Source organism: Cellvibrio mixtus subsp. mixtus J3-8, assembly GCF_000766945.1.
In the GTDB taxonomy this organism is placed as follows: domain Bacteria; phylum Pseudomonadota; class Gammaproteobacteria; order Pseudomonadales; family Cellvibrionaceae; genus Cellvibrio; species Cellvibrio mixtus_A.
On record NZ_KN266210.1, the window covers coordinates 241,652 to 267,107 of the forward strand.

The 25,456-nt window shown below is 43.2% G+C and carries 25 protein-coding genes; 6 read left to right on the plus strand and 19 right to left on the minus strand.

The features are described 5' to 3' along the window. The 5 genes from A596_RS16050 to A596_RS16070 all read right to left on the minus strand — a co-directional run bounded on the left by A596_RS16050 (nucleotide 1) and on the right by A596_RS16070 (nucleotide 4,258). Nucleotides 1–507, minus strand: coding sequence for a DUF4442 domain-containing protein (locus tag A596_RS16050; RefSeq protein WP_052417588.1), 507 nt, complete (start codon nucleotides 505–507; stop codon nucleotides 1–3). 134 nt (nucleotides 508–641) lie between these two features. Further along, entirely contained in the window at nucleotides 642–1,442 is an 801-nt protein-coding gene (locus tag A596_RS16055) for an ABC transporter ATP-binding protein (RefSeq protein ID WP_039916558.1), read from the minus strand. Next, nucleotides 1,442–2,443, minus strand: coding sequence for a FecCD family ABC transporter permease (locus A596_RS16060; RefSeq protein WP_235425754.1), 1,002 nt, complete (start codon nucleotides 2,441–2,443; stop codon nucleotides 1,442–1,444). The genes A596_RS16055 and A596_RS16060 overlap by 1 nt, the downstream gene beginning before the upstream one ends. Nucleotides 2,444–2,463: 20 nt before the next feature. Beyond that, on the minus strand, nucleotides 2,464–3,336 hold the full coding sequence (locus A596_RS16065) for an ABC transporter substrate-binding protein (protein ID WP_039916560.1): 873 nt from the start codon (nucleotides 3,334–3,336) through the stop codon (nucleotides 2,464–2,466). A 10-nt stretch (nucleotides 3,337–3,346) separates the two neighbouring features. Continuing rightward, nucleotides 3,347–4,258: an ROK family protein gene (locus A596_RS16070; RefSeq protein ID WP_039916704.1), complete on the minus strand. Its 912-nt coding sequence runs from the start codon at nucleotides 4,256–4,258 to the stop codon at nucleotides 3,347–3,349. A 149-nt stretch (nucleotides 4,259–4,407) separates the two neighbouring features. Here A596_RS16070 and A596_RS16075 point away from each other — a divergent pair, with 149 nt between their 5' ends. Genes A596_RS16075 through A596_RS16085 form a run of 3 tightly spaced genes read left to right on the plus strand, consistent with a single transcriptional unit; the run spans nucleotide 4,408 to nucleotide 6,052 of the window. After that, nucleotides 4,408–4,794 carry a PilZ domain-containing protein gene (locus A596_RS16075; RefSeq protein WP_039916561.1) on the plus strand — a complete coding sequence of 129 codons (387 nt, stop codon included), beginning with the start codon at nucleotides 4,408–4,410 and terminating at the stop codon, nucleotides 4,792–4,794. Between the two features lie 45 nt (nucleotides 4,795–4,839). Beyond that, entirely contained in the window at nucleotides 4,840–5,205 is a 366-nt protein-coding gene (locus A596_RS16080; protein ID WP_039916563.1) for a PilZ domain-containing protein, read from the plus strand. A 22-nt stretch (nucleotides 5,206–5,227) separates the two neighbouring features. Next, the gene (locus tag A596_RS16085; RefSeq protein WP_052417589.1) at nucleotides 5,228–6,052 is read left to right on the plus strand and encodes a substrate-binding periplasmic protein; all 825 of its coding nucleotides are present in this window, start codon (nucleotides 5,228–5,230) and stop codon (nucleotides 6,050–6,052) included. Between the two features lie 12 nt (nucleotides 6,053–6,064). Here A596_RS16085 and radA read toward each other — a convergent pair whose 3' ends face one another. From radA to nudK, 4 genes are all read right to left on the minus strand, one after another. Next, nucleotides 6,065–7,435: a DNA repair protein RadA gene (gene radA, locus A596_RS16090; RefSeq protein ID WP_039916566.1), complete on the minus strand. Its 1,371-nt coding sequence runs from the start codon at nucleotides 7,433–7,435 to the stop codon at nucleotides 6,065–6,067. A 24-nt stretch (nucleotides 7,436–7,459) separates the two neighbouring features. Further along, a complete protein-coding gene (locus tag A596_RS16095) occupies nucleotides 7,460–8,380 on the minus strand; it encodes a PDC sensor domain-containing protein (protein ID WP_039916568.1) in 921 nt (306 codons plus the stop codon). Nucleotides 8,381–8,544: 164 nt separating this feature from the next. Beyond that, nucleotides 8,545–10,896: a hypothetical protein gene (locus A596_RS16100; RefSeq protein WP_039916569.1), complete on the minus strand. Its 2,352-nt coding sequence runs from the start codon at nucleotides 10,894–10,896 to the stop codon at nucleotides 8,545–8,547. 131 nt (nucleotides 10,897–11,027) lie between these two features. Further along, nucleotides 11,028–11,609 (minus strand): GDP-mannose pyrophosphatase NudK, encoded by a 582-nt coding sequence (nudK, locus tag A596_RS16105; protein ID WP_039916571.1) that lies wholly within the window; start codon nucleotides 11,607–11,609, stop codon nucleotides 11,028–11,030. A gap of 666 nt (nucleotides 11,610–12,275) precedes the next feature. Here nudK and A596_RS16110 point away from each other — a divergent pair. Further along, nucleotides 12,276–12,740: a hypothetical protein gene (locus tag A596_RS16110; RefSeq protein ID WP_039916573.1), complete on the plus strand. Its 465-nt coding sequence runs from the start codon at nucleotides 12,276–12,278 to the stop codon at nucleotides 12,738–12,740. Then, the gene (locus A596_RS16115; RefSeq protein WP_039916575.1) at nucleotides 12,740–13,393 is read left to right on the plus strand and encodes a Cap15 family cyclic dinucleotide receptor domain-containing protein; all 654 of its coding nucleotides are present in this window, start codon (nucleotides 12,740–12,742) and stop codon (nucleotides 13,391–13,393) included. Before A596_RS16110 ends, A596_RS16115 begins: the two co-directional genes overlap by 1 nt. Nucleotides 13,394–13,424: 31 nt before the next feature. Here the strand turns inward: A596_RS16115 and A596_RS22225 are convergent, their stop codons facing one another. From A596_RS22225 to A596_RS16130, 3 genes are read right to left on the minus strand one after another with little or no spacing between them, the layout of a single operon-like run. Beyond that, complete coding sequence (locus A596_RS22225) at nucleotides 13,425–13,928, minus strand: Mov34/MPN/PAD-1 family protein (protein ID WP_052417590.1); 504 nt, start codon at nucleotides 13,926–13,928, stop codon at nucleotides 13,425–13,427. 3 nt (nucleotides 13,929–13,931) lie between these two features. Then, entirely contained in the window at nucleotides 13,932–15,737 is a 1,806-nt protein-coding gene (locus A596_RS16125) for a ThiF family adenylyltransferase (RefSeq protein ID WP_039916577.1), read from the minus strand. A gap of 19 nt (nucleotides 15,738–15,756) precedes the next feature. Beyond that, nucleotides 15,757–16,944 (minus strand): CBASS cGAMP synthase, encoded by a 1,188-nt coding sequence (locus A596_RS16130; RefSeq protein WP_039916578.1) that lies wholly within the window; start codon nucleotides 16,942–16,944, stop codon nucleotides 15,757–15,759. A gap of 148 nt (nucleotides 16,945–17,092) precedes the next feature. Here A596_RS16130 and A596_RS16135 point away from each other — a divergent pair, with 148 nt between their 5' ends. Then, entirely contained in the window at nucleotides 17,093–18,091 is a 999-nt protein-coding gene (locus tag A596_RS16135; protein WP_039916579.1) for a CBASS cGAMP-activated phospholipase, read from the plus strand. A gap of 50 nt (nucleotides 18,092–18,141) precedes the next feature. Here A596_RS16135 and A596_RS16140 read toward each other — a convergent pair whose 3' ends face one another. The 7 genes from A596_RS16140 to A596_RS22230 form a co-directional block, all read right to left on the minus strand. Beyond that, nucleotides 18,142–18,342, minus strand: a complete 201-nt coding sequence (locus A596_RS16140; protein WP_039916580.1) for a hypothetical protein — start codon at nucleotides 18,340–18,342, stop codon at nucleotides 18,142–18,144. A gap of 176 nt (nucleotides 18,343–18,518) precedes the next feature. Further along, complete coding sequence (locus A596_RS16145) at nucleotides 18,519–19,988, minus strand: TniQ family protein (protein ID WP_268745695.1); 1,470 nt, start codon at nucleotides 19,986–19,988, stop codon at nucleotides 18,519–18,521. A 38-nt stretch (nucleotides 19,989–20,026) separates the two neighbouring features. Further along, a complete protein-coding gene (locus tag A596_RS16150; RefSeq protein WP_039916585.1) occupies nucleotides 20,027–20,902 on the minus strand; it encodes a hypothetical protein in 876 nt (291 codons plus the stop codon). A 31-nt stretch (nucleotides 20,903–20,933) separates the two neighbouring features. Beyond that, a complete protein-coding gene (locus A596_RS16155) occupies nucleotides 20,934–21,881 on the minus strand; it encodes a hypothetical protein (protein WP_039916587.1) in 948 nt (315 codons plus the stop codon). After that, the gene (locus A596_RS16160) at nucleotides 21,859–22,860 is read right to left on the minus strand and encodes a TniB family NTP-binding protein (protein WP_039916588.1); all 1,002 of its coding nucleotides are present in this window, start codon (nucleotides 22,858–22,860) and stop codon (nucleotides 21,859–21,861) included. Before A596_RS16160 ends, A596_RS16155 begins: the two co-directional genes overlap by 23 nt. Continuing rightward, a complete protein-coding gene (locus tag A596_RS16165) occupies nucleotides 22,860–24,776 on the minus strand; it encodes a Mu transposase C-terminal domain-containing protein (RefSeq protein WP_039916591.1) in 1,917 nt (638 codons plus the stop codon). Before A596_RS16165 ends, A596_RS16160 begins: the two co-directional genes overlap by 1 nt. After that, nucleotides 24,754–25,392 (minus strand): hypothetical protein, encoded by a 639-nt coding sequence (locus A596_RS22230; protein WP_052417591.1) that lies wholly within the window; start codon nucleotides 25,390–25,392, stop codon nucleotides 24,754–24,756. Before A596_RS22230 ends, A596_RS16165 begins: the two co-directional genes overlap by 23 nt. Between the last annotated feature and the right edge of the window lie 64 nt (nucleotides 25,393–25,456).

Below are 25,456 nucleotides of genomic sequence, written 5' to 3' on the forward strand. Positions count from 1 at the left end.
TTAATTGTTATTTACATCATCCGGATCAATGCCATTTGCGTCCGGTGTTTCATTGTTGCGTGCGCGCGGTTTTAATTTGATATAGACACGGCGTTTCACCCGCGCCACCAATTGATTATTATCATCCTTGATTTCCACCAAAAACTCGGGCACATATTTTTCGCCGTTGGCGGTTTTAGCACGGATTTCGCCAAGGATTTCATCGGTAAGTGTGAACTGCGCATGCACGTGGGTTTTACCGGGAGAGATGTAATCTATCTCTGCATGTTTATCCCACACAAAATAATCGCGCCCCAGGTTGTTCATTATCATCAACATATACCAGGGGTCCGTCATGGACATTAAACTGCCGCCATATTGTGTTCGGACATAATTCTGGTTGTACCAGCGCAACTTTAATGTCACGCGTGTTTCCTTGTAATCTGTCGCAAGGTAAGTCACTTTAATGCCTGAAAAGAATAGCGGCGGCCAAAGGTTTACCATAGCTTTGAATAGAGCTGCTTTCATATTGATATTCCATCAGCGGAATTTTTCACTACCCGCTTCTGCGGGGTTATGGTTAAAAACATTGACTAATACAAAACTATTTTTTTTAGTGTCCGCTTGTGCAGGGTTATATTTAAATCACCCGGATGTGTGGGCTATTGGTGCAATACCCGTTTACGCGGGATGATAACAACACCATCATCCCTGCATTCCACATAAGCGCTGATACCATAAACGTGTTGCAGATTTTCCGTAGTCAGCACCTGAACCGGTTGCCCGTCTGCAACAACCTTGCCGTGATGAATTAATACCAGGCGTGAACAGAAACGTGCAGCCAGGCTTAAATCATGCAACGCCGCAAATACTGAACCACCCTGTTGTGCCTGTTCAGCTAACAATTCCATCATATGTAGTTGATGGTATGGATCGAGCGCTGCAATAGGTTCATCAGCCAAAATAATTTCCGGTTCGCCGGCAAAAACACGGGCAAGCAAACTGCGCTGCAATTCGCCACCGGAAAGTGTAGTCACTAGTCGATGACGGAAATTGGTTAACCCGGTGAGCTGTAATGCGCGCTCAATCGCCTTGGCATCGCGCTCCGATTTACCACTCAACGGTTTATGCCAGGGCGCGCGGCCAAGCCCTACCAAATGTTCAACTTGCAATGGCCAGGCCGGTGTTTCCTGTTGTGGCAAATAGGCCAGTAATTGCGCACGTTCGCGGTCAGGCAATTGTTGCAATAACACATTCGAATAGTTGTCATTGCTAATGCTTACTTGCCCTGCATCGGCTTTATGCAAACCAGCGAGAACACGCAGCAGCGAACTTTTGCCAGCACCATTGGGGCCAATCAGGCCAACAAATTCACCTGGATGCAAGTGCACGTCAACATTATCGATAATCCGGTTGTTATCGCGAATAACGGCAATGGACTGAGCTTTAAGTGTAGTTGTCATCATGCCCACCGTGAACGCGTTTTTAAAATCAACAACAGGAAAAATGGTGCGCCGATTAATGATGTAACCACACCAATTTTTAATTCGCGCGCACTGTCAAACTGGCGCACCAGAATATCAGCAAGCACTAGTAGCAATGCACCGCCAAGTGCGCTGGCAACCATTAAGCGACCGGGGCGATAACCCACAAAAGGCCGCAGTAAATGCGGAATCACCAAACCGATAAAACCAATCGCGCCACTAACCGCCACACATGCGCCAACACCAATAGAAACTCCTAACAGCAAAATCCAGCGTTCACGTTGATTATTGAAACCAAGCGAACGCGCACTATCTTCACCCAGGCTCAGTGCATCGAGGAAACGGCTGCGGCTTAACATCATTACCCAACTGATTGCCGCAAGCGGCAGTGCAACACTGACGTGGTCAAAATGGCGATTCGCCAACGAGCCTAACATCCAAAACACAATTTCCTGCATCGCGTACAAACTCGGTGCAAAATTTAAAGCCACTGCAATCAGTGCAACCATGATTGAACTCATCGCTGTACCCGCCAGAATTAATGCGAGCATGCTGCTGTGCAAACCGGCCAGTACATACACCATAAATAAAGTAAACAATGCACCGGCAATAGCTGCACCCGGCAACCAATACCAGGCGCTGGCGGCAATGCCAAAATATAATGTGCAAATTGCCCCGAAGGCAGCGCCGCTGCTTACCCCCAATACTCCGGGATCAGCCAACGGATTACGCAACAATCCTTGCATGGCGGCACCGGACATTCCCAATGTTGCGCCAATAATGATGGCAAGAATTAAACGCGGCAAACGAATTTGCCCGGCAACATTCGCGGCGAGGCTTTGCTCGCCATTAAAAAAATCGTGCAGCCCGGCGATGACTTCAATATCAGCAAGGCCGGTATTTAATGCAAGCACCGATGCAGCGATCAGCGCAATTACCAAGGCGCTGGTCAATGCAGCAAATGAAATAGTAATTTTCACAATCGATTCCAGTTTAAAAATTATTTCGCCAACTCTTGTTTCAACGTCAATGCAACATCGCCAATCACAGATGCAGCACAACCGGACAATCCCGCCGGTAATATCACCATTTTAAAATCAGCATGCTTTAATGCGGGATGCAATAAATATTCACGCGCGAGCGAAAAAGATTCATCCTGGCTTTCTTCAATAATCAGGATTTGCGGTTTGGCACTGAGCAATAATTCAAGATCGAGTTGATTAAAACCAAACATACCACGCTCAGCGGCCAGGTTGCGCAAACCGGCGAGCTGCATCAATTCATGTTCCAGTGTGCCATCACCAATGACCACCCCGTTGGATGAATACCAGAATGCAGTGAGCGGTGTTTTTCCGGCATTGGCCATTTGCAAGCCTGCAATTTCGGTGTTGATTTTTTCCACCATGTGTTGTGCTTTTTCCTGTGCACCCACCGTGTTTGCCAACTGCAAAATCTGTTCGTTAATATCGCCCAGCTTACGCGGCAAAGGTAAACGCTCTACCCGTTTTCCCAACTTTTGTAGTAGCTCGATTGCATTGGGTGCATCAAACTCGCCAGCAAAAATAACGTCCGGATGCAGAGGCACAATTTCTTCCGCCAAACCATGGTTCAATGGCATACCCTGAACCTGTTTTGCAATTGGTGACCACGCCGGATTTGCGGTGAGATAACTCAGCGAAACCAAACGCTCATGCGCCACCAACTCCCACAACAATTGATCGATGCAAATATTCAGCGATGCAATTTTTTGTGGTACTGCCGGTGATTTTTTCTGTGGCGTTGGTGATGATGCTGTTTGTGCAAAACCTTGTATTGCGCAAACCAAAAATAAAAAGCCCATCCAACAACGGATGGGCTTTTTAATCGGCAACATTAAATGTGTCTTACACAATTGGATTTAACCAGGCCGCGCCGCGCACACCACTGGAGTCACCATGCACAGCGGGAACAATCGGCGTATCGCATTCGCGACCAAATACATAGTGCGGCAATAACTTTGGTACTTCAGTGTAAATCGCCGCGATATTGGAGGCACCGCCGCCCAGCACAATCACATCCGGGTCCATAACATTAATGATGGTCGCCAACCCGCGCGCGAGCTGATCGAAATAATTGGCAAGAACTTCTTTTGCAACAGCATCGCCCTGCTCTGCCAACGCCACGATTTCATGGCCTTTGAGTTTTTCGTCAGTAATTAATTGATAGGAAAGGCACAAACCAGTGCCGGATAAAAATGTTTCCTGGCAACCGGCCTTCCCGCAATAACAAGGGCGCGCGTTCAAATCCGCTTCGGAAGTCCAGGCTAACGGGTTATGCCCCCATTCACCCGCTACACCATTCGGGCCAACAATCGGTGCACCTTTGTACGCGACACCGGCACCGCAACCGGTACCGATAATACCGGCGAACACCAGGTCATAGCCTCGACCGGCACCGTCCGTTGCTTCGGATACGGCAAGGCAATTGGCATCGTTGGTGACTTTTACATCACGCTTGAGGAATTCCGATAAATCTTTCTGGAAAGGTTTGCCATTGAGCCAGGTCGAATTCGCATTTTTTACGAAGCCGGTTTTGCGCGATACGGTACCGGGAATACCAATGCCTACCGGTAAATTGGATTCACCGGCAGCCGCTTCCGCCTGGGCCACCAAACTGGCGATATCGCGCAAGGTCGCTCGGTAATCATCGCGCACGGTAGGAATACGGGTACGAAATAGCTCCTGGCTTGTGCCATTGAGTAATATTACCTCGGTTTTAGTGCCGCCGAGGTCAATGCCGATACGAAAATCTGTCATAGGAATCAATCTGTTAGCTTTATGATCAATCGGATAAAAACGGGCGGGATTATAGGCGCTGGCGACAACCCCAGGCAAATGCCTATGGCGAAACTGCCAGTGCGGGCTACACTGAAGCATAACTTATTGCAGTGATTCACGAACCGATTATGACTAGTACAAAAAAAACAGACAGCACCCAGGAGCGTCGCAAATTTAGCCGTATCCTTTTTGATGCCCATGTGGAGCTGGCGCAGGGCAATAGCCACTGGCGTGCGAGCTTGCTGGATATATCCCTCAAGGGCTTGTTGATCCAGCAACAATTGCCGGCACAAGTACAAAAAGATTTGCCCATCCTGGTAAAAATTCTGTTGTCAGATAACACTTGCATCGCCATGACAGTGAGTGTTTCCCATCAACATCATAACCAGACCGGTTTGATGTGCACCACTATTGATATCGACAGCATTAGCCATTTGCGTCGCCTGATCGAATTAAACCTCGGCGACTCTAGCGCTGCCGAGCGCGAACTCAATGAATTGATGAGCGATTATTAATCCGTTCGCAAACGACTACCCCAAGCAGTGGAGCCTATAAATAGAATGACTGAGCTACCGGCCAGCGATTCTCTTGAGAACAAGCGCCGCCATCCGCGTTTTCCTTTGCGTGCGCTGGCGGAATTACAATACTCCACAAAAAGTTGGGATGCGCATGTGCTGGATATTTCCGAATCCGGTGCGCGCCTGGTGATTTTGAGTGAGCACTTGTTGCAAAAAGGCGACCCCTTGCGAATCCATATTCAACTGGATGATTTAAATCTGGTTGCTTCAAGCAAAACCCTGCTCAACTTGCACGGCCGCTTGATTCATGTGCGCGAACAACATCTGGGCTTTGAATTTCAACCCGATACTCCCGCCGACAGGACACTGCTTTACGAATTATTGACGTTGATAGAAAACGATCATTAGCTTCAACATTGTGTGCGGTGTTATGCGCATCTTTATTATTTTTCTATTCATTGTTTGCCTTCCAACACAGGCAGCGCAGCAATTACCACTGGTTATTCCTGCACCAGGGTCACTGGAACCTGAGGCTACCGGAATTTATTATGAAAAAGTTCTTACCCTCGCCTTAAGTAAAACAGCAACACTTCCGGAAATAACACCAGCTCCTGTTTACAAAATTACTTACCACCCCCATGTTGTCGGGCGCGAACGTTTTCGCCTGCTGGTAAAACAAGGGGTGGTGGATGTGATCTGGAGCAGCAGCAACCAGCAGCGCGAAGAGGAATTTATTCCGGTGAAATTTAATTTGTTGCGCGGCATCAATGAATATCGCGTGTTGCTCATTCGTGCAGATGAGCAGCACCGATTTGACCAGGTCAAAACCCTCGAGGATTTGCGGCGATTTAAAATTGGCTCGGGTATTCATTGGAGCGATACGCAAGTCTATAACTTCAATGGCCTGCCAATGGTCACATCCTATGCCTACGATACGATGTTCCGCATGCTGGCTGCCAAGCGGTTTGATTATATGGCGCGCAGCCTGCAGGAAGTTGGTTACGAATTAAAACAGTACGGTAAGCTTGGCTTAACTGTGGAAAAGAATTTGTTGATCCACTATCCACAGCCGATTTATTTTTTCCTGAATAAAAAACATCAGGCGCTGGCAACACGCATTGAACAAGGATTATTGCTCGCGCAAGCAGATGGTAGCCTGGATGAATTATTTGCAAGTATTCCCGGCTTTAAAGCAGCAGCAGAAAAAATTCGCCATATAGATCGCCGGGTAATCGAATTACAGCGCGAAGATTAAATCTTTCATTGGCTAAAGTGCATTCAGCGCTTCCTGCAGGTTTTTTACCGCAACCACTTCAATACCCGGATTTTTTTCCCGCGGTGCGTTAGCAAAAGGCACTATCGCGCGTTTGAATCCGTGTTTCGCTGCTTCACGCAAACGCTCTTGTCCACTGGGTACCGGACGAATTTCGCCAGACAAGCCAACCTCACCAAAAACAATTAAATCCTGCGGCAAAATACGATCGCGAAAACTGGAAACAATGGCGAGTAATACGGCGAGGTCAGCACTGGTTTCCATTACTTTTACACCGCCGACCACGTTTACAAATACATCCTGGTCACCCACCATAATGCCACCGTGGCGATGCAATACCGCAAGCAACATGGCCACACGATTTTGTTCCAACCCCACGGTGACGCGACGGGGGTTGCCGAGATGACTGTCATCAACCAGCGCCTGGATTTCAATAAGCAATGGCCGTGTGCCTTCCCACATCACCATCACCACTGAACCGGGTGCAGCGTCTTCTGCACGCTGCAAAAAAATCGCCGAAGGATTATTTACTTCGCGCATCCCTTGCTCGGTCATGGCAAAAACACCCAACTCATTCACCGCACCAAAACGGTTTTTATTGCCGCGCAAGGTGCGGAAGCGGGAGTCATTATCACCGTCCAATAATATGGAACAGTCGATCATATGTTCCAACACTTTGGGCCCTGCGAGTGAACCATCTTTGGTAACGTGCCCCACCAGAATTAATACTGTCCCGGTTTGTTTGGCAAAGCGCGTGAGATAGGCAGCGCTTTCACGCACTTGCGAAACCGAACCGGGTGCGGAAGAAATATCTTCCATATGCATCACTTGAATGGAATCGATCACCATCACTTTCGGTGCAACCTGTTGTGCAGTCGCACAGATAGCCTCCACACTGGTTTCGCTCAGCATTTGCAATTGATCGGCAGGCAAGCCCAAACGCTGGGCGCGCATCGCCACTTGCTGTAAAGATTCTTCACCGGTGATGTATAACGCGGGCATGGTACGCGCAAGGTTGCACAAGGTTTGCAACAGCAATGTGGATTTTCCCGCACCGGGATTGCCACCAATTAATACCACCGAGCCGGGAACAAAACCGCCACCTAATACACGATCAAACTCTCCGGTGCCGCTGCTAAAACGCGGCACATCATTTAAAGCAATGTCGGCGAGCGTTTGGATTTTATTACCGCTGGCACCACCGGCATAACCTTCAAATTTTGCTGAACGGTTGGAGGGCGTTGGCCCCAGACGCACCTCAGTGATAGAGTTCCAAACTCCGCACTCAGTGCATTGGCCTTGCCATTTTTTGTAATCAGCACCGCACTCATTACAGACAAATGCAGTTTTATTTTTTGTGCTCACAGAAAATTCCCGTTGCTGCCCTGATTATTTCTTTTCGCTGGTCAATTTCAAATATGCACCCAATCCCACGAGCAATGCCACAGCAGCAAACAACATCAACACAGCTGAATTTAAATGGGTGGCATCGCCCAGCAAGGACTTAAACATCAGCAACAGCGATTCAATCGAGACCGCAATAACAATAGCCGACATAAAACGTGAAATGGTCCTGCGCGTTGAACCGGTGTGGTGAATATCTTTATGCAATAGCACTTCTTCTTCGAGGATTGTTTTTCCCAAGTCGAAAATTGCCAACCCCAGGGTCACGAGGATAACAAGGTGGAACGCTTGCGTGGCCGTGTTGGTATGTTCATGCACTACATCAAACAGAGAACTGCCCGCTGAGAAAAGTAGCAAGCCGGCAACCAACACCAGCATGCCACCGATAATGCCGTAAACCACCTGGAAGAACGGATGCACTGCGCGGCGCAAGCTATCGCCATTTAAAAAGGTGATCAGCTTTTCCAAATTAAAATTCATCACCAGATAACAAACCGCATTGTTGTTATCAACAAAACGCTGTACCGCTGAAATTGCTAACTGATGGGTGGCACTGGATAAATAAGGTTGGGTCACCGTTGCGGTTGATTCATTATCGCGTGCCAACATGTAATACACGCGTTTGCTGCGATCCGAACCCAAACCGGGCTCACGGCGTTTTGGGTCCGGGACTGTTGGCGATGCAGCAGATTCAGTGGTTTGTATACCTTTGTCATCCAGCAAATAAATCAATTCCACAAACGGATAGGAGTCGTGCAAGCGCTTCACAACCTCTTTAAGTTGGTCGCTAGCCGTCTCCAATTTATTCGGAGACAAGGAGGTCACAATCGATTCAAGCAGGCGTGTGATTTGCGCCTGATACTCATCGTACTTTTTCAACAGGTATAAATAATTGCGTGGGGTCATAGGGGTAACTCACTACAAGAAAATGGCTGCCATAAATTGCGCGGCAGTTTACATCATTGCCAAGCAGTTATTACGCCAGTCTGCGATAAATCAGACAAGAGATAACACCGGTGTATAAAAAATAAACCCCGGGCAAGCCGGGGTTTATCGCAAGGTGGAGATAACTAATTGGCAGGCGCTTCAATGTTACCGGGAGCCGCGCCACCGATAGAGACATTACCGTTGTTTAATACAAAGGTAACCACCTGGGTTTGCAACTCTGCAGTTACCTGGGGCGCCCCACCTTCAGGCCGTAGCAAAGAGGAATGGCCGCCTGCGGTGTGTTTCACATAGCCACGGCCCAACTGGACAGTTCCGGTTCCCAATGGTGTCGCATCCAACAAGCTCGCCATCGCCTTTGTTCCCATTAATGGTGCACCGGCAGCGCTATTAGGAATAACCGCATCGTTGTTAATTTGCTGCACCAGTGTTGGAACACCCAACTTGGCCAGAGTCCCTACGAAATTAACCGGATCACCAGAGTCCATCGCAGTTTGGGCGGCATAAAGGAAACGTTCGTAATTGGTAGTGCCGACATTTACACCGCTATTACCCAAACCGCCGTTGATGACCGGTGCAAAGGTCGCGGAATTTACCAGCACTTGCGCGACTTGCGTACCTGCACCACTGATTATCAATCCGCGAATGGGTTTGAGGTTGGAGGCAATCCCCAATTGCGCTTCGCTGCCAATAGCAATCTGGTTCACGGTAGTGAATACACTGCCCAAAATACCGCCCAAAGACACGCCGACCACATACACACGATTCAAATCCAAACCGGTACTAACCGATTTGCGAATTTCAGTATTTACATTGCCGAGGCTCGCATTGAGGTTCAGTAAATCCATCACCGCCTGGCGATTGTTATCGCGGGTATTTGGCAAATACCCCAAATTAATAAATTGCGCCCCCGACCCATCTGTTGTGCCTGGTGTAGTGAAATTCATCGGCGCCGGTGCGCCGCCAGAACCGGCGACGTTGAAGTGACGTTCATGGGGAGCATCAGCACCGTATAACTGTGTAAATGGAATGATTTTACTTTTTTCCACATTCAGTGCATTGACGAAGGCACTATTGGCAGGAACCCCGTGCACCGGCAAATCAATCGCGACAGTCGCGATGCAACGGCTCGCCAGGGTATGGCCGAGGGCAACTACCGAGGTGCGATCGCTGGTAATACCGTGCACATAAATAACCGTTGGATAACCGGTCGCCGCATAAATTTGCCCGCAATTAGCGGCACCGGCATAACCGGGAACCCAATTATCGTGCGGCAGGGTTACTTGCAAGGGGATAGATTCATCACCGGTTTTCGCAGCAAACGGGTAGCGGTAGGTGACGTTGTAACTACCATCTACATCGGTCGGAATCACCCTTCCCAATGCGCCGGCAAGCGTTAAATCCGGCTTCCAGTTACGCTTGAGATATTCACCAAATGCCAGACCCGTTGCCGCAGTCTGGTAATACGGCAACTTGATATACCCGGTGTATAACTTGCCCACATTGGCAGCAAGTGCGCTGCTGAAATTGTTGAAATCAATTCCAGTCGCCCCTGAAATACCCAGGGGGCGCGGTTTTGGTGTGGATAGTAGATTGAGTGATTCCAATTCCACGGCGTTGGCTACTGCCGCTGCAGGTGCTGTACCCGCCTGGATCTGGCTGCTCGCAATGGCGGCGCGCGGTGCCGCCATGGCAATTAATGGCGCGACCGGATCTGTAGTCGTAAAAGTATAAGTCAATACCAGTTTTTCTTTAGCGGCAGATTCAGTTAATTGCCCGCCACTGGCTGCAGCAAGGAATTTACTGGCAATGGTTTCCCAACCGACAATGGCACTGCGCACAGGAAGCAATGCTGGCAGTGTCTCATAGGATGGGTCGCGCAAAAGATTGTAAGTCCAGGAACGGGTCAATGCGGTACCCGCCCCATCCTTCAAATCATTCGTCAGAATCACCAGGTATTTGGATTTGGGTTTAAGCGGTTGGGTGGGGCGAATACGCAAGGTGTTATTGGTGCCGCCATCGAGCGAAACCACTTGTACATCGAAACTCGCCAGGCCTGTCACCCCCACAATATTGGCAGGGTCGAGTGCATCCTTCCCGTTTGCATTCAACTCAACCAAAAAGACGGTTTTGCCAGCAATAACACTGGCAGGCGTCAAGCTTCCACTAATCAATACATCAAAAAATGCCGAGGTTGAAAAGCCGTCCATTTGGTTGATGGTCGCGCGTACCGCATCAGTAGGAGCGCCCAAATCGGCAGTGCCATCGGTTTCCTTTGCCTTGGCAAAAATAAGGTCGGAATTAAATGGAACATCGGAGGCAATCGGATCAAAACGCGGGTGTGTACCTTCCACGAAGATCTCGGGGCCAGTCGGCTCGGGGGCTTTTTTAGTACCATCGCCGCCGCCACAACCTTGCAAGGCCAGCAGCGTGAACGTTAACGAAGACAACAGGAACACATTAGATTTATTTTTCATGATAATTCCCTGGGCATAAATTATGGCAGTTCAACAAGTTTAGCCAGAATTTGGCGCAGCGCGAATAAATCACCCGGAGTGAATACAAGTTCTGCGTTCCAGTATCCGCCCACAACACAATGTCACTGTAATTACTGCTGGAATATATTCAACCTGGCGTATTGCAATAACATAATAGTTTTTCCATCCCGGATCTCCCCGGAACCAATCATTCCAAATGCCTCATCAAAAGCCAGCTCCAGAACATCAATATTTTCCTGTTCGTGGGCCAGCCCGCCGCCCTCCTCCACCTTATCTTCTTGTTGATATTCCGCGACAAAGAAATACAAAATCTCTGTCACTGAACCCGGGGACATGTATGCTTCAAATATTTTGCGGGGATTATTTATTTGATACCCGGTTTCTTCCCGCGCCTCTTTTACAATGCAATCGCGAGGATTGTCAGCATCCAGCAAACCGGCACAAGCCTCAATCAACATGCCATCCGCATTACCATTTACGAAGGTCGGAAGCCTGAACTGCCGCGTCAAAATAACCGTTTGCCTTGATGTGTTGTACAGCAAAATAGTAGCGCCATTGCCGCGGTCATAAGCTTCGCGATGTTGCGTCTCCCATTCCCCGGCATTATTTCGATAATCAAAACTGTATTTATATAACCTGTACCAATTGTCGGATAACACCATTTTGTTCAGGTTTTTAATCCGGTCATTCATCTGCAACTCTCCTGAAATCATTACTGGCGAATAGCGCTTATGAAACAGCTTGATAAAAGATAAGAATCAAACCTGGCATCGTTCGAACAAGAATAGAAAATATTAACTGGACGAGAAAATAAAGCAGCGGAAAGTGATAATACACTGATGAAAAATAATGAAACATTTGTATAAAAAAATACTAGCCGCTTTGTGTCAGCAGGCTAGTATTCTTGCGCAGCATTAGAAAATGATTATCGCATTTGAGCAGACAGTAATTACTACTGTCGATTTAACCGAAAGTTTATAAATTTTAAGCCTATCCATGCGGGTTTCCTCCAGGTTATACCGAAAGTTTCGCCACCATATTTAACCGAAAGTTTATAAAAATTTCCTTTGCCTCAATTATCTGGTTAAAAATTAGACCACAGCCAAGCTTAGGTTAAGCGCCGCTTAAAGGATAGCTTACACTTGGCGCGATAATCATCCAGTCGCTCACGTGAGACATGGCGCCAAAGAATGACAGATACTCAATTGTTAATGCGTTACCCGAAAATATTATGCCTTTAACTTTCTCTTTTCCACGAGGCGTCCCCAGCTTCACAAATCAATACTAAACGTTACTTAAAATGCCTTGGGATGTATTAAACTTCGCCAACACCTTCACCGTGAACCGGCTTGTCAATAATGACCTCTTACTCATTCACCGCACGTGCATTGCTGAAAGCTATTGCAGAAAGGAAAACGCAAGCATTTTCGGGAATTGGAGTAGTCTTTTACTCAGATCTTCAAACAATAGCCCATATCGAAATGGGTCACCCTAAAGCCATTCGCCCGTTACTGCCAATTCTTGGACTTAATGAGGTTAGCTCCGTTTTAGCAGACGCCGCAGGTCACAATTCTCCTTGGCATGATGGCTTTCATTTAATTAAGTCGAGCGGTTTAGCACTCACTCATTTATCGCACTTTATATCTCCACCGTTAGAGTTCTTTAGATCGGTGCCACTTAATAAGCGCCCGTCAGGAGCACGCCATATGACTGCCACAATTGTATCAACGATATCTGGTATAGATTGCGTTGGTCTTTTAACTGCCGAAGATGAACTCACAATTTTTGAAAATGGCTTATCGATAATAACGGAGAAAATTTAATGAATCTTGTGAGTTTAACTCGCTCAGAACTTGAAAGACTACTGAAGGTATTCGGATACTTCACTTTTGTAGTTTCCTGCATCATATTCGGCCTGAGATATTGGTTTTCGGATTCATTTAGTTTGTTTCATATATGGCAAGCTGTTGCTTCTGGATTGACCGTTTCTGTCATCAGCTTTGGATTTTTCTCAAAGATGCAATGGACCTCACCGAAACTTGCAAGATGGCTCAAGAGACCTGTAATTCATGGGCTTTGGCGGGGCACTCTAAATTCCAATCACGCAACAGCAACAAACAATCCAATAGAGATATTTTTTGTCATAAAGCAAACCTACATGACTTTATCAATTGAGTCATTCACCCGAAGCCAGGATGGTGAATCTAAGATTGAAGCATTAATTCAAAATCCTAAAACAGATGCATTCCGTGTCTGTTACATTTTTGAATTAAAGCGAACTTACAGCGGAGAAAATAAGCTAACAACGGGATCTGGTGATTTGAAATTAATTGATGGAGGAAAAAAACTTAAAGGTAATTATTGGACTAACTCTCCAACTCATGGCGATATCGAACTATCGCTGATAACGAGAACTTGCTCTGGCATAGACTGTTTTGAATCCGCCGAGTCCATATTCACCCAATCTCTTAGTTAAGAAATGTATTAGCAAGGTGCTCACCAATTTGTCATAGTGATGGCCAAATATCCGCGTGTAACAGTATTGAATCAGAATATAGGCCTAACCAATCATCATTAGTGCCTGCAATAAAGAAGATCATTTTTTTATTTTTATTTGCTGGTGATTCCATAGTTCTCGCCCATTCACAGTAATCGGTGATTGATGGAGATGCAGAAACTTGCGGATGCGTGTGCCACTCACCGATGTACTGAATTGCCCCATTTGACTGATGGTGATAGTAATTAACAATCCCTTGATGCCCTTCGCTATGCCTCGTATAGCCAATCGGCGTTCTATCATCCGTTGGAAACGGTGTGCTCAAATTCGTCACTAACAAATGTTGCCCTCTCCTTTCTCCTAATAAAACCCCACATGATTCAGGCTGCTTATAAAATTGATGCTGGCGATATTTGTTAATCTCAACTATCACACTGGGCTCGAAAATAATCCACGAATCTACACCAATATTCTTATTGAAAACTCGCCAGCATACACGATTAGCTTTGTTCATTTTTTATTGTATACCATCTAAATAAGCACTCGCACACACACCGCAATCGTGTCTACGCCTAGCGTTATACGAAGCCAATCTTCGCCCACCCCAGACTTCCGTATATCGAGTTTGATAACGAGGAAATTCCTGATCATTTATCCATCCCAACAACATATCAATAGCTAAAGCTGCAGAAGACATGCTGGCCGCAACTGAGTATGGAGTAAAACTTTGACATGCGGTCAATCCAGATTTAGTTTTCATCTGAGGTAATGCATCATGTTCATCTACGAAGTAATAGCCGGTTTCTTGCAAACAAGATCGACATGCATATCCATTACTCCTATTGACCATGATAGCTTGGACTGCCTCACCATTGCCACGTATCCATACATGTAATAAAGAAGCTGCAAGCATTCCGCCATTTTGATATCGCTCATTGAGCGCCTCCGATAGTTCTATCTTTCCAGTAGCGTCAATTATCAGAGAATACTTTTTATAAAAATCATTATCATAAGATAATGCGGAATTACCCCACACAGAAATATTCAAATCATCAAACTGTTGCTGGATTTCTTCTGAGATAGCTATCGCCTTATTTTTTTCAATATATTTTCGCCCTAGCACATGCCGACCAAGATTATGAGTGCCTAACACATCAGGATCGATTAAAGCCAATTCACCTCCATCTGTGCCAGCTCCAAGGCGTGCCATTGCCAAAGCCAAATGTCCACCAATGGCACCACAACCGATCAATACAACGTTTAAGCCAGAAAAATTTTTCGACATAAGATTCTCAGTATTTCTTCTGAAAATATATTTAGGGGTTAAATTGAGTGCGCGCTGAGGATGAACTAGCAGCTTCAGAAGAAGATTAGGCGAAGTTTTACCATCAATTTCTTTCAATAATTTTTTATGGTCTGTACAAGTTGATGGAATAGCAGTCGCAGTTAAATTAAACGGCAGGAAAAATTTTTCTTGGACAATCAATACAACACTAACCACTTTTTCTTCAATGATAGGAATCCAGAATAATTTCAAATAAGTACGCAATTTCTCAATAAGGGACTTGTCAACTGCTTTAAGAAAAGTTAGAAATTCGACCAAATTAATACTTTTCCGTTGTTGAACAACAATTTCAAATAACTTAAATATGCTCACAAATTGATCTGACGATGTTTTTAGAGTAAAAGTAGGCCATTTAATAACAGAAGGGTCTTCACCAACAGGGATCATCCAATCCCTGACTCTACAATCAAATATTTGATCTGGAATCGAACTCATCACTAATCCATGACGGGAAAAGCGCGAATCCGCTGAATTCGAGAAATCAACATTTGCACCTGATAACCACGCCCACAGAGGCTCAATTTCTCTCAATATTTCTTTTTGTCGGTACAAAGGATCGCTCAAGGTTCGTCTTATAATTTCCGTTGTTTGCGCCATTACCCATTTAATTACATGTTTAGCAGAACTTCGCGGAAACTCGCGAGAATCTTCGGGGCTATAACAAACAGGAAGATAGTTTGTTTTTTTTGAGACGACATTGATTGGCCCAAAGTGGGCCGACTTCAATAAAGTGAAAAAGGAGGGATCAAGAGGTAAGCGTAAATACACTTTTGGAAGAGTCAAAAAATCCCAATCATGAATTTGAATCAGATATGTGATTTTTTTTCCTAGAAAAATATCCTCCATTAGCCAACTGTCTATAATTATTAAATCATCATCTAATTTATTGTTGATAATTTCGCGTACAGGAGAGGTTCTCGTATATCGAACTGTACCTATTTTCGCTAAAACATTGGATACTTGAGCTACTTTTTCCATACGTTTCCCTACGTAAACATCAGCCGCCGCTTTGTGATTCAATAACTGCTGGTGCCACTACTCTAGAAGCAGGAATTTCCTTAATTGTCTTGTAAGGATCTTCAGAAATTTCTTTGTTTACCAACTCTGGTGCATTCGGAATTCTTTGTCCAAAGTCGACAATCAAACAATCTATAGTGAGTTGAGAAGTTGAGCTCTGTGCAGCACTCAGCAACCGACTTAGTAAATCTTTTGCTTTGCCTGCATTTTCTTTCCTTTGCGCTGGAGTGGACTTATTGAAATTTTCGTCTTGGTGTCCGTCAATGTTAGGTTCGAATATGTCACTTTCCAACATTGACGGAAGTTTCTGTGCGACATAAATCAACGCCTGGTCATCTCTCCCTGCAATGTATTGATAACATTTTGTGGCAATTATCATCAGCAGAATGGAGGTTGGACCACCTGACTTCCAATGATGATCTCGCCAGCCTTTAAGATACCGAACCACCGAACGAAGCTGTAGTCCGCCGTTTGGGTATTTCATACATTCATCCTGAAACCATTTGCGCACCTTCTCACAATCTGAGGCTTTCCACTCACCGTCTGATTTGGCCATATGAATCATTTCGATACTACTTAAATCGATCAACTTGCTTTCTGAAAAGGAAACACTATCGAATAAATTCGCCGTTAAAGCATCCATCGCATAATGCTCATCAGTCCTTAATGATTTCTCTAAAAGCAAACCATGATTTTGTTCCAGTTCGTCAAACATATCATCGGGAACCGCATACAGCGGAATGTCCATGTGAGCATTGGGCATAAACCCTTTAAATCGTAAGCAGTTAGGATTATCCGTGATAATTGTCCAACCATTTTTACTACATACTTTTTCCAAAGATTTTTTTGCTGTTTCGAAGTACTGTTTTGCTTCTTGAGAGGATTTTTGTTGGCTAAACACTTTTGCAGGTAAATAAACCCCATAGTCGAGATCCATTTCCTGGCCAACTTGAGCTGGTTGATTACATGTGCCATATGCCCATGACCCCTGCACTCGATATTTTGGAGAGACGTCATAATGAGCGGACAAATCCTCACTCAATTGCTCGCGCACAGCCCTCTGAGCTTCGACTAAAGCGTCGACTTGCTGGCGAGTCGGAAGCACCTTGACCCAATAACCTTTAGTTTCATTTCGGAACACCCGGTGAAAGTTTTGCAATTGGGTCATTTGCGCCTCCTAATGGTGCACATGTAAGATTGCCTGCTAAATTGATTAATCTATGATCAATAGGTAGTATAGCGACAACCACAACCTATAGTAAATAGCCGCACCTTACTAACCATATCTTGTAGTGGACAGGAGACTAAACGTAAAAATGGAAAACTTAGAAAGCGCCCCCCAAAACAACATTTCTACATACCATGTGTTGGCTCTGTCTGGCGGAGGGTACCGAGCTCTTTATTCGGCGACGATTCTTACCGAGCTGGAGCGGGTGATTGGCTGTCCAATTGCACAGAAATTCGATTTGATTTGTGGCACCTCAGCAGGTGGTCTGTTGGCTTTGGGTTTAGCAAGTGAAATACCTGCTAAAAAGCTCAAGGAAACATTCGAAAAGGACGGAAAAAAGATTTTTGGTCAACGTAATTGGTTGAGAAAAATGACCGGATTTTGGCTTCGTGCCAAACACTCCAATAAGGGGTTAAAAGGGGTTTTGAACGATCTTTTCAAGGATCAGACATTTAGCCATCTTAAACATCGAGTGTTGATCCCAACTGTGAATTTCACTACCGGCCGAGGGCAATTTTTCAAGACTCCTCATCACCCAACATTTGAAATGGATCGAACCTTAAGCCTTAAGGACGCAGCCCTTTCGACCTCAGCAGCACCCGTATATTTTCCATTATATCGAAACAGCAGAGGCGTCTTCGTTGATGGTGGCTTAGTTGGCAATGCACCAGGTTTGTTTGGCGTTCATGAAATTCAACGGTTTATCGCTAACCCAAACAGCCTTATCCGCATTCGCGTTCTATCGATAGGCACATTAACGATTGGAGCAACAATTCGAGGAAATGCCGCACTTGATCAAGGAATCCTAGGATGGAAAAGTGACCTTTTTGATCTTGTTATCTCAGCTCAGGAATCTTCGGTTGATTACATGCTCAAACATATTCTTCAGGACAATTATTTTAAAATCGATGATCAAGTAACTCCAGATCAAAGCAAGGATGTACGGGCGCTGGACGTGGTAACGGAGGCCTCTACTAATACACTCCGGGATAGAGGAATGAGTGCTGCACAACGCGCACTAGGAGATCCCAAATTTGCGGCATTTCGTAACCATCAACCGTCTAAACCAGTTTTCTATGGAAATTAAGACACCTTTAAATGAAAAGCCCACACTATGTGGGCTTGGTGGAAGTCAACTTACGGCAATACACTCATGTTCATCAAGGAACTTACAGCTACTCCAATCGAGAGTTTTTTGAAAAGCACTTGCATTTTTTTTATGTTCATATTGAGTCCTCCATCAATGTTTAAGTTAATTGCAACTTCGTTTTTTTTGGGCTGAAGGGACATCTTTTCTGAAACACATTTAACGACCGCCTGATCATGAGTGATGGACATGCTCGGGTCCTGTATTCCCATAAGTTGACTCGAAAATTGACACAGGCAGGAGGTCACCGGGCGGCAATCGGAAAACGACTCCTGAGCATATTACTTTACAAGTTTCATAACTCCATGTCGAATATTTTCGGGGACAGTAAAAATAGCTAAATTAAAATCAGCAAAAAAGCGCCGTTTCAAACAGATAAAAAATTATTGAATTGTTTAATACTCAATAGGTTCGCTTTATCTGGCCTATAGCTATAACTCAAAATACCATCTTGCATCAATAACACTAGGTCAACAATAGAAAAACCCTGATGCTGTACACCTGCCATAGAAATGGTGTCCAAGGGAACAGGTCCAATACGCGAGTTTTTAATTAAACGTTTTACAAGCTTTTCACATACTACACGATCAATAATCCAGTCACGATTCAACTTACCCGGCTTTTGAATAGCAATTAGTACATTTTCATCTAATAACTGCTTTAACTGATACCTCGTAATTTGTAGAGCTGCACATGCCTGGCTCATTGTCCAGTTTGAGCTTTGTAATTTGGCTAAATCCTCTGCCTCATCCCGCAAGTAATGAGCCTTTCCTTTGAAGATAACTCGTGACAATAACTTCAAGCTAACGAGTTTATCAATCCTCTCAGGCCCACACCCCAAAATCGATGCTGCGCCCTTCTTTGAAATAATATTGTTGGCGGTTGACGGCAGCTTTATACGAGTGAGCCGATCTTTTTCCAATATCCCAGGCCAATAGGTGCCGATATATCGGTCAAATTCTTCCTTGATCAGCAAAATACCACGATTCTCTTTTCTACGATGAAGCTGCTCATACAAATCTCGATAGTGCTTATTCAGCCCTGCTACACCTCTACTGCTCATAGGGTTATCAATAAATTGGGACAGCAATGTATATAAACCATCAGGCCATTGCTTTAAAAGTTTCCAAACATCCACATAAATTGCAGCCAGATAAGAATTTTCCATTTGATAAGGGTGAAAATGGCCACCTTTAACTCGTGTCATGTAATGCGCAATAAAATTTATACAACTCAGCGCCTCCCGCAACGAAATACCTTTCATTACGGGAGGAACGTCAGACCTAGAAGTGGATTTGGTAAAAAGGGAGTTGATATAGGAATTAAATTGAAGAATGGGTGAGCTCGGATTTAGTGAAATTGCTTTTAATGATCCACACTGTTGATCTTTACCATCAAGTTTTTCCCTGTACCAACTTAATCTTTTCCCATTCTTTTCGTATACATCAATCAAGAGCGTGCTGTGTATATTGCAGGCCACTATCGGTAGAAATGCCCAACGATAATTACAATATCCCAGCTGTTTTAAACATTTGGGGCAAACCTTCGGATACTTAACGAATAAGTAAGGAGTATCAATCACTCGTTTGAAGGAAAGGTAATCATGGGTTGCTGGTGACGCAAAATTTTCAATTCCTAATTTTGAAAAATGCGGAGATAGATCATAATCTCCAGTTAATATTTTACGCACTGGAGCGCGATTATTCTTCCAATCTAAACCAGCAAAATTGAGAATATGTCCTACATTTTTGAAGCCATTCAACTCTGACAATCGTATCAGATAGCTCATTAAACATTCGTTCGAATATGCTTTAGGACGAGCGAGCAACGAGCTCACAATAAATTACTCAACTCAAGTAAAGCATAATGAAATCCTCAACAGTATTTTGAGTAAAACTCCCCTTTCTTGGATAAGGATAGGCTTCCATCATTTAATATTAAACTATACCTTTTGCAGTATTTATGAGACTTGTTTTGATGATCATACTCTCGAGAGCCATTACTAAATCTGTGATGTGAATTATCATTAATTACATTTTTTAAATGATTCAAAAGCTCTTGCCTATCTAATAAACCAATCTCAAGCTCCTTAAGCCATTGAGGCTCAAGCCGCTTATGGTAATCGTCTATATATATAGTGTTTGTATAGGTATCCGTTGCTGAAGTAAGGCCGTAGTAAAACCAGAATGATATACCCAACAACAACAAACGAAGAAACAACGGAACCACACCTTCTTGTTTAACTTTTTCTATGCAACAAGATACAATAAACCCAGAATCCAATCCCGAAAAAAAGTAATTAAAAATTTGTGCGAGAAGCAGTACAACACTTGCTAGCATTAGTTTTTTCGTTGCTTCTAGCTTGTTTAATTCGTCAACTTTATTTTCATATGCGAGATAGGAAACTTGATTATTCTCTACGATTGAATCCAATCTTAATCTGTATAACCGAATATAATTATCACCCATAGAAACCACTCTTTTTGATGCTGTTATTCTTGCATCAATAAATGCCAGTAAAAATGGGATAAAAACGCCAAAATAAAATGAAAACAGAAGCGCATACAACATAAAGTCGCCAATATTTAGAGACTTCTCATACCACTCATAATCCACCAAATAAAGACTAGCTCCAAATCTATAAGTCAAAAAAGTATCTGAAAACAACACCACGACAAGCATAAATAAAAAAGCATTAGGTTTGGATAAGCGATCATGGAACTCAATAGATCCACCGACTGATGAACTCATAGTTATTTTCGTCCAAAAATAAAAATTACTATTAAATTGAAAATTTATATCTTATTAGATTTTCCTTACTTTTTTTGAAATTATAATGCTCAAAAAATAATCCGCCATTTAAAAAATTTTCAATGGAAAGCTTAGTAGAAAATCCTTCGGAAGTTAACCACTCATGAAATTCACGACCAGCCTGACCACTTAAAAAAATCGGATTACTATCAATTAAGATCATAACCAAACCTTGCAAATCAACTCGATACTTATTATTTCCATACAACAGCTTAGTAAACATTTTTTCCATTTTTTTAGAAATGGAAAGACCAACAAAATATCCATTTTTAAGCGCACTAATAATAATTTTATCATGCAAATAAACATCGAATAGGCTTATAAACACATTGCAAATTAGCTTTACCATGCCAATCATAATATAATTAATTTGAACTTCCATTTTCACCATATCGGGAGCCCCATCAGACTTTGAGAAGACAGCCACAGAGCGCATTAATATTAAGCAACTGTAATTCGGCTTAACACTCTCATCTGTTACCATACATGCAATTTGGCCACCATAATCGAGCTCTGATACCTTCTGCATATTTGCAATATGGATGTGGCAAACCAAGTAATTTTCATACCTCCAATAAAACCGAATGTAACCATTTTCTTCCCAACATATAGGGCAGATATGAAATTCACTATTAACCTTACGAAAAATGCTCAAGTTTAACTGTGAGTAATTAATTTCTTTTTCGATGAGAAACTCAATCATAGTAATTATTTTTTGGGTTTTCTCAACATAAAACGACCGATCAGGAAATTTTCTTTTGAACAATAAAATAAGCTTATCCGAAAATATTTTTTCCGATGAATAACCATTCCAATACGCCAACCTGGAAACATAATCAAAAAAATTTTCATCAACATGCTTTTCTTTTCGATATAGCAACCTCACATGAAAATCCTTAAGCCACGCCGCTAACAGCATATAACTTCTTGTCAGATGTAACGCCATACATAGCATATTCGGCTTCGATAATTGAATTTTTATTTGCACGATTACCAAAGTGCCAGTCCGAATATACAATCAACTCTTTAAGCTCTAGTTTCTCTATAGGCAATAAAAATGGATTGCAATCATCATGTATTCCATAATCGCCTAACACGCCTGCAAGCAGTGCTATATCTACTTTTTTATTTTCCATTTTTGATCGCATAAATGCATCAAAAATTAAGTCAGAAGTAATTGCAAGATTGCCATTTGTCGCACCAAAAAATCTTAAAGCCATTGAGAGCTCTTCCAACTTGATGTCTTTCGAAATTTCGTATGCATCGGCTAGCAGCTTTAACAACCTTCGATAATCCTCTCTATACTCCTTTTGGCTAATCCGGTAGGGAGGGATTACATAACGATATGCTATACGTCGCCTTAGTTGCTGGTTTGAATCTATCAAATATGTACTCCATGGCATTCCCATAAATACTATGGGCAACTGCGTATCCTTTATTAAATCTTTAAATAAATCTGCAATCCCTGTAACGACTTTTGCACTTCGTCTCTCAATTATCACCTGAATCTCATCTAGAATAAGCAACTCAATACCAGTAACTTTTATTAACCTTACCAGACGCTCATAAAGTTCACCTTTGTTCCTTGCACCCAATCCTTGTTGAGGATCACCAATAGTGACGAGCATAGATCTAAGAAATTCCTGCGGTGTGGAAATAGATTTCAATTCAAAATGAACCACAGGAATATAAGTCCGTTCAGCCTGCTCAACAACAGGATTATTTTTCAAATAGTACTTTGCTAGTTCACTCTTTCCACTCCCAGATTCTCCGGTAAGTAAAAAACATGAGGCTGCCCCAAAATGTGCTTTTTTAAAGCGTAAAGAATCAAATAGCTCAATTATTTTTGATAAGAATGGGCTTTTTATAAACGGGCGGTCAATCGAAGACTCTTTCATCAACTTCTACTCCACCCATCAAGATTCAGCTCATCTTCCTCCACTTCAGAATCCAGGTAGAGCATGTTTTTTGAGTTATTGATAACTAATTTCAAATCATTAACTCCAATCTTTTCCGATCTTGCTGCCTTTGTTACAGTAACTTGTGTCTTTCTTCTAGCATTTCTTGCATGGAGTTTGTCACGCTCTTGCGACAATTTAACCCTTGCCCTCTGAAGATCAAGGTTATCTAACTTCGATTTACCTAAATTTTTAGCCTCCGCCTTAATTTTATTGTGCTCAAACTCAGAAATTCCTGACGCATATGAATAATTTTCGCAATTAACCTTCAAATATATTTTATTCACCTGATCCAAAACCAATATATATCCGATGTCAAAGGGGTTACATTTTACTGTTACAGTTCCAGGCCCATCTCGTCTGTACATATCTTTTAAAATGGATGAATTGTAATCCATTCCAAAAATTCTAATTCCAGTTTTGCTTAATTCACGGGAATGAGTGGCCATTAAAATTGGAGTCAGATCCATTTCATCTTCTAAAGGTACAGGAAACTGTTCCTCCGATTTTTTCCATAATTCATTTGGAGTCATGCCAGATTCTTCTATTGGCAAGCCATGATATATTTCTGTAAGCCAAGTAGTAAAATAGCGTTTGAATTCTGAAAATGTCATTTTAGCTTCTTGGCGTGCATCATATCCGTCACCACTTTTTCCCTGCTTTCGTACCACTCCAGGTAGATCATCAATCACCAATGAGTTTACAATTCCGAAAAAGCGCTCAATACGACTTTTATAGTTTCCTTTTCTAACAGGGCAGTACTGAAAAATTGAACCAACCTCATCAGCAACAGCGATAAAATTTTTTCCCCAGAACTCATTTCCATTATCTGTTACAAGCGTTGTTGGAATTCCATGCGCAGGCCAAACTGAGTCGCAACCTATAGCATTCAAAAAAGATTCTTTTGGTAAAAAAGCATTCATGCATGCCATGCATACTGCCGCGAAAGAAGGCTTTTCGAAAGAGAGCTGATAACCGAGCACCATATGTGAATAATGGTCAATTAACACAGTTATGTTTGGTCTTCCAAGCAGGGTTTTATGGTCATCATGGAGAACATGAATGTCGAGGAGCGTATGATCCATCTCAACTCGTTCCAAAATTCGATTAGTTTCAATAGCACTTACTGCACCGCTGAGTTCCGCCTTAAAGGCTCGTGCGCCTTGTCGTGCTTTTTGCTTGTTATGATATAGCCCAGCCATAACACGCTTTTGAATTGTCAGATACGAGGGAGCTTCAAGAGGATTTTGAGGGTTATCTATATTATGCGCGATTATTTTATCTTCAATATTACGAACAATAGACGCCATAGTAGGTTGGCTTAGCTTATAATAACGTTTCGCTTCCGATTGAATTATTGCCAGAACTTTTGCATCAATTTTTGGAGAACAACAACCTTTAAATCGATGTTTTGGATAAAGCCCTCTTAACTTTTGACCCGCATCGATAAAATTTTTATACCAATTACGAACAGACTGCCAATGTGGTGGATCCTCATCAAGCTCAGTAGCCATTTCGCGTATTATTATTTCTGCACTTTTTGCAGTTATTTTATTTATTCCTTTTTCCTTTAATCTTTTTATATAAAGATACTTCCGATTGGTCTCACGCTGTTCCTTTTCCGTTAAGTCAAAAAATTTAAGCTCCCCATGATCACGAGATTCAGCCAAAAATCTCACCTCACCAGAATCATACATTTCTCGAAGGCTTGTTTTATTTAACCTTTCCGTCGTGCCATCAGAAATATCCGCTACGATGATTTCATTTTTTCCTACTTGCCTAATGATGGCACGGTGACAAGAGCCTTCTTTAACAAACTCGACAATTACACCATCAATCCAAAGATCCACTGACATGAAACCTCACCTCCGTCGCCATAGTTAGATGCTCGGTCTTCATATCAAATTGCAAATACCCAAGCGCGAGCCATGAATATATTTCTCTCAATTGAACTCGATCTTCCAACTTACTAATAAGATGAGATAAAGGCATTGAAATGTTTATTCCCTTAGCACACTCATGAAGATTTCTCATATTCAATAAAGGGCGTTTTTTGTACTGATACAACTTCTCATAATTGGACAATAAAGGTTGCTCATATATATCTACCTCATCAACAACTAGAAACGTTATACCGGTACCTTGGAGAGCTGATTCAAAGCATGAAAATATATATTGGTAATGGTCAGAAGAGGCGAATCGAGCAGGCTTTACTTCAACATAGCTACGACTGCCAGAAACATAAAGAACTTCAAAATCCGGAGTGTAGGTAATGTCTTCATCCTGAATTTTGAATGTTTTGGGTTGAGGGGAATATGCACAGATGCCGGGGTCAAACTCCAAATGCAGGCAATATTTTGATTCAAGGAGGGATTCAACAAGGATAGTTTTCCCTCCATTTGACTTAATAGAGGGAAAACGGACGATATTTTTTACAGCTGACTTTTTGAGTTTGCGCGCAGGACTGGTCATTAAAGTACATCCAGAACCGATACTGCTCAAATAATAACCTAATTTATAACTTTATCATTAAAAT